Annotated in this window: 7 protein-coding genes; 4 read left to right on the top strand and 3 right to left on the bottom strand. The window is 67.3% G+C overall.

Translation table 11 applies throughout. The annotated features are described in order from the left end of the window. The coding region (locus ACN675_RS26190; RefSeq protein ID WP_420753606.1) for a winged helix-turn-helix transcriptional regulator at positions 1–458 on the top strand (458 nt) is incomplete at its 5' end. 147 nt (positions 459–605) lie between these two features. Here the strand turns inward: ACN675_RS26190 and ACN675_RS26185 are convergent. Continuing rightward, positions 606–1,412 carry an acyl-CoA thioesterase domain-containing protein gene (locus ACN675_RS26185; RefSeq protein ID WP_420753605.1) on the bottom strand — a complete coding sequence of 269 codons (807 nt, stop codon included), beginning with the start codon at positions 1,410–1,412 and terminating at the stop codon, positions 606–608. A 326-nt stretch (positions 1,413–1,738) separates the two neighbouring features. Here ACN675_RS26185 and ACN675_RS26180 point away from each other — a divergent pair, with 326 nt between their 5' ends. Beyond that, positions 1,739–3,538 (top strand): ABC transporter substrate-binding protein/permease, encoded by a 1,800-nt coding sequence (locus ACN675_RS26180; RefSeq protein ID WP_420753604.1) that lies wholly within the window; start codon positions 1,739–1,741, stop codon positions 3,536–3,538. An 8-nt stretch (positions 3,539–3,546) separates the two neighbouring features. Continuing rightward, positions 3,547–4,290, top strand: coding sequence for an amino acid ABC transporter ATP-binding protein (locus ACN675_RS26175; RefSeq protein ID WP_197250148.1), 744 nt, complete (start codon positions 3,547–3,549; stop codon positions 4,288–4,290). Between the two features lie 33 nt (positions 4,291–4,323). On the opposite strand, the gene ACN675_RS26170 is transcribed toward ACN675_RS26175, so the two are convergent. Next, entirely contained in the window at positions 4,324–5,142 is an 819-nt protein-coding gene (locus ACN675_RS26170) for a glycoside hydrolase family 19 protein (RefSeq protein WP_420753603.1), read from the bottom strand. A gap of 814 nt (positions 5,143–5,956) precedes the next feature. Between ACN675_RS26170 and ACN675_RS26165 the strand changes: the two genes are divergently transcribed. Beyond that, complete coding sequence (locus ACN675_RS26165; RefSeq protein WP_420753602.1) at positions 5,957–8,014, top strand: PhoX family protein; 2,058 nt, start codon at positions 5,957–5,959, stop codon at positions 8,012–8,014. 55 nt (positions 8,015–8,069) lie between these two features. On the opposite strand, the gene ACN675_RS26160 is transcribed toward ACN675_RS26165, so the two are convergent. Further along, the coding region (locus ACN675_RS26160; RefSeq protein ID WP_420753601.1) for a PucR family transcriptional regulator at positions 8,070–8,550 on the bottom strand (481 nt) is incomplete at its 5' end.

Genomic DNA, 8,550 nt, shown 5'->3' with positions numbered 1-8,550 from the left:
GTCGCCGGTCCGGGCGGGCGGCCCGCACCCCGGACATCGTCCCGCACACCATGGAACTGGTGGGCAACCGCTGGTCGGCGGCGTTGCTGGGCTCCGCGCACCGCGGCGCCACCCGGTTCGGGGAATTCGCCGAGCAGATGGGAGCACCGCCGGCGGTCGTCATCGATCGGCTCCGGCGGTTCACCGAACTCGACGTGCTCGCGCCGCGCCCGCATCCCGGCCGGGCCGATTGGGTGACCTATCACCTCACCGACAAGGGCCTGGCGTTCTTCCCCGTCATCGCGTGCATGATCGCGTGGGGACAACGCTGGTTCCACGCACCCGAAGGCCCCGCGCTCGAAACGGTGCACGTGGGATGCGGGGCGCCGTTCCTGCCCGGACTCGTCTGCGACCGGTGCGACGCCACCCTGAACGCGGCAACCATCGCGATCGAGGATGTAACTGTCGCGAACGGGTAGGGGTCAGCGGCCCCCGTTTCTCCGACCCCGTTTTTCCGAGCGCGCAGCCCCCCGTTTTCGAGCGAATGTATCGCTCGTCTCCTTCAATCGACTGAACGTACCGCTCGCTCGGAAAAGACAAGGGGTACGCGAGGACGGCGGGCCGGCTCAGCCGAAGTCGACCTGCCGGTGCTTGTTCGCCAGAGCCACCACCATGCCGGCACCGAACGGGCCGCGGCTGTCGAACAGCACCGATGTGCCGACGGCGACACCGTCCTCGCCGATGTGGTGATCGGCCTCGACCCCGACCTCTTCACCGACCGGCAGCCGCGACAGGGTCAGGGTGACGTCGGCGTTGATGTATCCGACGCCCTGCTCGCTCCAGTTGGTGACCAGGCTGGTGCCCTCACCGACGATCGCGGTCCGCACGAACGGCGACATCTTCTCGCCGAGGATCACCGGAAACTGTCTGGCCCACATGCGTTTACGGCTCGAATTCTGATGCTCGGACCGTATCTGCGACCAACCCTCGGGGTGGTCGTCGCTACCGAACCAGGTCGGCACGAACCCGGCTGCCGGGTCATCCGTGCGACTCGGCGGCGGCGCCGGATGTTCGTCGCGGGTCCATACCGTTCCGGGCGGCTGCTCCGACGGACGGAGATACACGACGGTCGCGCGCGCGACCACGTCGCCGTTCTGCTGCATTTGCGCGTCGGCCACCCGGATGCGGTTGCCGTCGCGCACGAGGGTCGTCTCGACCGTCACGGGATCGGTGCGTACCGGTTTGAACAGATCGACGGTGAGCCGCGACGGCACCCAGTTGTCCACCGCATGCCGGTTCTCGAGTTCCCGGGCGAACAGCCCGCACACGCACGGACCGACGATCATGTCCGACGACCAGGGACTGATCGCTATCTCGGTCGGCACGAAACTGCCGTCGACCTCGGTGAAATATCCGCGTTCGGTACGTCCCATGCTCCGCATTCTCCGGACCGGTCGTGCGGCGGGTCACGCCGGGTCCGTGGACCGCGCCGGACGATCGCCCGCGCGACAGCCGGTCCGATACCCCGGCCGTCCGCGGACACGAGAACGGTTCTGTCGCGGAAGTCGTTCTTGTCCATGATTTTTCCGCCTCTACGGAGCTCTTCTCACCGTAGGAAGGCGTAAGGTGGGCAACAATGTCCGGACCGCTCGAGAATCCCGGGCCGGTTGTGCCACCGGGACAACCCGTACCCACCCGATTCCGGTCGTGTCGACGAATGTTCCCGTTCAACCCGCACCCGTCGGTCTAGGCTCCGAACATGGTCGGATCGGCGAGGAAACTCCGCACCGCGTTCGCGATACTGCTGACGATGCTGCTGGCGCTCGTGCTGACGTCGTGCAGTTCGTCGGGAGACAGCGACTCCGGAACCCGCGACCTGTGTTCGCCCCCGGGAATCGGGTCCGCATCGGCCGCACCGACGAACCTGGCCGCGGGCGGAGCGGAAGCGGAGGACCGCTACACAACCCCGGACGTGGTGCCGCTCGAGAGCATCGACACCGCGCGGCTGGGGCTCATCACCCCGGGTGTCCTGACCGTCGGCACGCTCTCCGACGCCCCGCCGAGCATCTGCGTGAACTCCGAGGGTGTGTTCACCGGTTACGACAACGAGGTTCTGAAAGCCATCGGGGAGAAGCTCGGACTCGACGTGCAGTTCGTCGGCACCGAGTTCGCGGGGCTCCTCGCGCAGGTCGCCGGGCGCCGCTTCGACGTCGGATCGTCGTCCATCACCACGACGGACGAGCGCCGCAATCTCGTCGGATTCACCAACGGCTACGACTTCGGCTACTTCTCACTCGTGGTGCCCAACGGCAGCCCGATCACCGGGTTCTCGGATCTCGACGCTTCCACCCGTATCGGCGTCGTCCAGGGGACCGTGCAGGACGACTACGTCGTCAACACCCTGAAGCTGGACCCGGTGAAGTTCCCGGACTACAACACCGCGTACGCGAATCTGAAGACCGGCCAGATCGACGCCTGGGTCGCGCCGTCGCAGCAGGCCGAAGGGGCCATCGCACCGGGCGACCCCACGTCCATCGTGGAGAACACGTTCAGCGTCAACAACTTCGTGGGCTGGGCGGTCGCGAAGGAGAACCAGCCGCTGATCGACGCGCTGAACTCCGGCTTGGACGCGGTGATCGCCGACGGCACGTGGGCCGCGCTGTACACCGAATGGGTGCCGCGCGAGCTGCCCGAGGGGTGGAAGCCCGGCAGCAAGGCCGCGCCCGAACCGGAACTGCCCGACTTCGCGGCGCTCGCCGCCCAGACGGGAACCGAACCCGCGGGCACGCCCGCCGCCGAACAGAAGTCGACGCTGACGCAGCTGCGCGAGACCTTCTTCGACTGGGGGCTGTATCAGAAAGCCTTCCCGGAGCTGTTGAAGACCGGCTTGCCGAACACCCTGATCCTGGCGCTGACCTCCGGGATCGCCGGCACGATCCTGGGCATGCTGCTGGCGGTCGCGGGGATCTCCCGCACCCGCTGGCTGCGCTGGCCCGCCCGCGTCTACACCGACATCTTCCGGGGACTGCCCGCCGTCGTGATCATCCTGCTCGTCGGCCTCGGGGTGGGACCGGTCGTGCAGGGCATCACCGGCAACAATCCGTACTGGCTCGGCGCGGCGGCGCTGGCGCTGCTGGCCGCGGCGTACATCGGCGAGATCTTCCGCTCCGGTATCCAGTCGGTCGAGCCCGGGCAGATGGAAGCCGCGCGAGCGCTGGGCTTCAGTTACCGGAGGTCGATGTCGCTGGTGGTGGTGCCGCAGGGTGTCCGCCGCGTGTTGCCCGCCTTGATGAATCAGTTCATCGCCCTCATCAAGGACTCGTCGCTGATCTACTTCCTCGGCCTGCTCGCGACGCAACGTGAGCTGTTCGCGGTCGGCCGCGACCTCAACGCCCAGACCGGCAACCTGTCGCCGCTGGTCGCCGCCGGCCTGTTCTATCTGATCCTGACGGTGCCGCTGACGCACCTGGTGAACTACATCGACCATCGGCTGCGCGTCGGCCGGAAGGAAGCCACGCTCGACCCGCTCGAGCAGGACCTCGTCGTGGAGAGAGGCTGAGAACGACCATGACCGCTCCGACCCTCGAGGGTGTCTCGCTCACCGGCACCGGGCTGCACCTGGCGTTCGGATCCAACAAGGTGCTGCGCGGCGTCGACCTGCACGTCGACGCGGGGAAGACCGTCACCGTGATCGGGCCGTCCGGATCCGGCAAGTCGACACTGCTGCGCGTGCTCAACCGCCTGTACGAACCCGACGCCGGCGACGTGCTGCTCGACGGGAAGTCGGTGCTGAAGGACAACCCCGACGCGCTGCGTCAGCGCATCGGCATGGTGTTCCAGCACTTCAATCTGTTCCCCCACAAGACGGTCATCGAGAACATCGCGCTGGCGCCCCGCAAGCTCAAGGGCATGTCGAAGGACGAGGCCCGGGCACTCGCCCTCGAGCAGCTCGAGCTGGTGGGTCTCGCCCACAAGGCCGAGTCGCGGCCGGCGAATCTGTCCGGCGGGCAGCAGCAGCGCGTGGCGATCGCACGCGCACTGGCGATGAAACCTCAGGTGATGTTCTTCGACGAAGCCACCTCCGCGCTCGACCCGGAACTCGTCAAGGGCGTGCTGGCGCTGATGGCGGATCTCGGTGCCGGCGGCATGACGATGGTCGTCGTCACCCACGAGATGGGTTTCGCGCGGTCGGTGTCGGACACCGTCGTGTTCATGGATCACGGCGCGGTCGTCGAGACCGGCACCCCAGACCAACTGTTCGACAGCCCGGAAACCGAACGGCTGCAACAGTTCCTGTCGCAGGTCCTCTGACGGATCCGTGCCGGATCGGGGCTTCTGCCGGGATTACGGCTGGATCAGTACATTCAGTCCCCGCTCGAAGTCGGCGATACGCCGGGAGAGGGCGTGGTGGCCACCGTTGACGATCTCCGACACCCGGACGATCCCCGCGGTGTCCGCGACCTGGTTGAGGTTGCGCGACGTCCAGTACCAGGCGGCCGTGGTGAAGGCGTTCTCCGGCGCGGACAGCAATTCCGGGTGCGCGACGAAGTCCACCCCCGTGTGCTCGCTCAGCTTCTCGTAGTTGTGACGACCCGTGATCTGGATGGCACCACGACCCTTGTAGCGCACACCGTCTCCCGGCTGGGTGTTGCCGAGATCGGCACGACCCTCGTAGGCGCGTCCGGACGCGTACTCCTCGAAGGTGCGGAAGGAATCGGACTCGACCGCGAGCTGGGCGATGAACGCTGCCTGCCGGACCGGCGTGTCGATGCCGTTGTGCACCATCGCGTCGTTGAGCGGGGCGATGTACTGCTCGATCTTCTCGGGCTGGATGCCGGGCACGATGCGCGCCAGCTCGTCGGGGGTGACGGCGGGCGGCGGCGGAGGTGCCGGGGCAGGCTCGGGCGCGACCTCGGCCGGCTCCGTGGACGCTGCCGGATCGGCGGTGGCAGCGTTGTCCGCGCCACTCCATCCCGCGGTCGACAGGGCCTCGAAGTCCAGCGCCTTGAGCTGCTCACGAGGCTGCTCGAACCGAGCCGGCACGGAGGACGCCGTATCGGCGTTGGCGGCGGACGTACCCGCCACGACGGCGGCGGTGGCGGTGGTGATCATGGCGGCCGCGGCGACGGCGGCACGCAAACGGCGCGAATATGAAACTGACATGGGTCGTGCTCCAAGATCGGCCGAGCGTGGTTCGGCCTCCGAAACTGGGGGCCACGGGCGTTACCGAAGGGAAGTCTTTGTTCCCTGATGGATCACCATCGAGCGGCCTTGAGGTCACATCCAGGTAACGGTCCAGGTAGGCCGCTTTTCAAGGTATCGTGATCCATGTCACGTTTGGCCTCGAAAAGCCGCACACAGCTCCCTCGCTCTCGACCCGGCGCGCCCCGAATCGCTCGATCACGACACCCGGAGGCCGGGGCGGCAGCGATCGACCGGCCTCACCCGGCCACTCCGGCGAACCGGTTCGATAAGGTGGGATCTGTTGTACTTCAACATGACTCGTAGTCAGTCGGCTTCCGGGCGGAGACGGCCGGCCGACCCGCCCACCGGGTCAGGGGCGACGTGCCCCGTACCTGCGTCCCGCATGACACAAATGGGACACATTCATCGTCCGCCAGCAGCCCAACCGTTACAGATTTGTGTCCCATCACACAGTCGCGGCGGGGGTACGCAACACGGTCTCAGACCCCTTCGCGATGCACATCAGCGCGAAACCGGTCGGTCCCATCGGTATTCACTGCTCAACATCTGTCACATGGGTTCCGAAAGGGACTGCGGGGAATGTTACGACCGCCCCGGACCCGGCTCGGAACCGGCGGAGGGGTGATCGTCGGAGGTAACCGACCGGTCCGTTTGCGCGGACCCGGAGCACCCACTGGACGAGAAGCCGCCGCTCCCCGTTCATCTGTTCGTTCCCTTTGTCTCGTTTGCGCCTTCTACGGTGCCCCCGAAGCGAATCGACGAGGGAGATCACGTGCGCATCAAGAACCTGCCGCTGTTCGTCCACGACGGGAAGTCGTCACGGGCGAACATCACGTGCCGCTACAAGTGCGGCGACGCCTGCTCGCACGCAGTACCGAACAATTCGGGCGGGGCGTACTTCGGGGACGTCGTTCGGGGTGCGGTGTCGCGGCGCGGGGTACTGCGCGGCGGGGCGATGGCGGTCCTCGCGGTCGGCGCGGGCGGGGTGCTCACGGCGTGCTCTGACGATGCGGGTGCCGGTGAGACGCCGGCTCCCGGCAGCAGTGATCTTGGACCGGCAGCCCCCGGAACCGATTTCACACCCGTCGCGCCCAACACCGCGGACGCGGTGACCGTTCCCCACGGATACGAGCAGGCCGTGGTGATCCGCTGGGGCGACCCGGTGCTGCCCGATGCCCCCGCATTCGACATCGCGAATCAGACCGCGGCGGCGCAGGAGAAGCAGTTCGGGTTCAACAACGACTTCGCGGGCCTGCTGCCCGTCGACGGCGTGCCGCACACCTATCTGCTGGTCGTCAATCACGAATACACGACCGAACCGTTCATGTTCGCCGGGTACGACGCGGATAATCCCACCGAGGAGCAGGTGCGGATCGGCTGGGCCGGTCACGGACTGTCTGTCGTGCAGGTCAAGGGCAAGCCCGGAACAGGTCGTCTCACACCGGAATTCGGTCCGCACAACCGGCGAATCACCGCCCTGACCGAGTTCACCGTCACCGGGCCCGCAGCCGGCAGCGACCTGTTGAAGACCGACGCGGATCCGACCGGCACCCGGGTGCTCGGCACACTGAACAACTGCTCGGGCGGGCTCACCCCGTGGGGCACGGTGCTGTCGGGTGAGGAGAACTTCAACCAGTACTTCGCGAACGCCGAGCAGGTCACCGATCCGGTCGTCGCCGAACGGCTCGCCCGCTACGGAATCGAAGGCGGTGCGTCCGAACGCAAGTGGGAGCGCTTCGATCCGCGCTTCGATGTCGCGGCGAACCCGAACGAGGTCAACCGCTTCGGTTGGATCGTCGAGGTGAACCCGTGGGACGCGACGTCCGTGCCGGTCAAGCACACCGCGCTCGGCCGGTTCAAGCACGAGGCCGCGACCGTCCACATCACCCCCGACGGCACGGTCGTCGCGTACAGCGGTGACGACGAACGCTTCGACTACATGTACAAGTTCGTCTCCTCCCGGAAGATGCAGGCCGGAAATTCGCAGACGGCGATGCGGCACAACATGACCCTGCTCGACGCCGGCACCCTGTACGTCGCGCAGCTCTCGGGCGACAACACCGACGCGATCGACGGCACCGGAACCCTGCCGGAAGGTGGCGCATTCACCGGCAGAGGCACGTGGATTCCGTTGCTGCGCAGCAACGGAGACGGTTCAGCGGAGTCATTGGTCGACGGAATGTCGGCCGAGGAGGTCGCGGTGTTCACCCGCCTCGCCGGCGACAAGGTCGGTGCCACCAAGATGGACCGGCCCGAGGACTTCGAACCGAACCCGGTGACCGGCAAGGTCTACGTGGCCCTGACCAACAATTCGAATCGCGGCGCAGACGGCAAACCCGCTGCCGACGAAGCGAACCCGCGTACCAACAACAAGAACGGCCAGGTCCTCGAGCTCGACGACGACCACGCCGGCACCTCCTTCACCTGGAATCTGCTGCTCGTGTGCGGCGATCCCGACGCAGCCGACACCTACTTCGGCGGATTCGACAAGTCGCGGGTCAGCCCGATCTCGTGCCCGGACAACCTCGCGTTCGATCCGCACGGCAACCTGTGGATCAGCACCGACGGCAACGCCCTGAAATCCAACGACGGCCTGTTCGCGGTGGTGCTCGACGGACCGCGCCGCGGCGAGACCAAGCAGTTCCTCACCGTGCCGATCGGCGCCGAGACGTGCGGTCCCGTCGTCCAGGAGAACCGCGTCCTGGTGTGTGTGCAGCATCCGGGCGAGACGGACGACGCGTCGTGGGACGCTCCCGCCTCACACTGGCCCGACGGCGGCACCGCCCAGCCGCGCCCCTCGGTCGCAGTGGTGTGGAAGGCAGGCGCCTGACGGCACTCGTGTGCCCTTCCGGCGCCCCCAACCGCCACAAAGGCACACGGGCGCGTCAGCGCAACACGGAACTGCCGAGGTACTCGCAGGCCTGCAACGCGAGTGCGACGTCCAGCTTGTCGTGCGTCGCGGGTGCGCGGGTGGGGTCACCGAGCGCCTTGCCGACCCGGTACTTGACGGTGTTGCGGTGCAGGTTCATGCGTTCGGCGGTGTGCAGGTGGCTCTCACCGGTCGCGAAATAGGTACTCAGCGTTGCCCGCAGCATCGCGGCCTGCTCGGTGTCGTCCGCGAGGGGCCCGAGCACCTCACCGACCCACGCCCGTGCGGCGTCGAGATTGCGGGCGAGCAGCGACACGACGGCGACACCGCGGTCACCGAAACCGATGACGCGGCGGTGTGAGGCGCTCTGCACCATGGCAATCGAATACGCGGCCCTGGCCTGCTCATGGCTGCGCCGGAAGCCGGCGAGACCGGTCGCGGGCAGCCCGACGGCCACCCGGCCGGTGGAATGGCCACCGACGACCGCGGCGAGTGCG

The sequence above is a fragment of the Rhodococcus sp. O3 genome, assembly GCF_048897285.1.
Lineage (GTDB): Bacteria > Actinomycetota > Actinomycetes > Mycobacteriales > Mycobacteriaceae > Rhodococcus.
The sequence above is the reverse complement of the archived record's forward strand: the minus strand, read 5'-3'. Positions and strand labels throughout refer to the sequence as shown.

Excerpts from the sequence above, each read along its gene's own strand:
- ACN675_RS26170 (WP_420753603.1), bottom strand. The coding sequence starts at position 5,142 with ATGTCAGTTTCATATTCGCGCCGTTTGCGTGCCGCCGTCGCCGCGGCC.
- ACN675_RS26175 (WP_197250148.1), top strand. The coding sequence starts at position 3,547 with ATGACCGCTCCGACCCTCGAGGGTGTCTCGCTCACCGGCACCGGGCTG.
- ACN675_RS26185 (WP_420753605.1), bottom strand. The coding sequence starts at position 1,412 with ATGGGACGTACCGAACGCGGATATTTCACCGAGGTCGACGGCAGTTTC.
- ACN675_RS26180 (WP_420753604.1), top strand. The coding sequence starts at position 1,739 with ATGGTCGGATCGGCGAGGAAACTCCGCACCGCGTTCGCGATACTGCTG.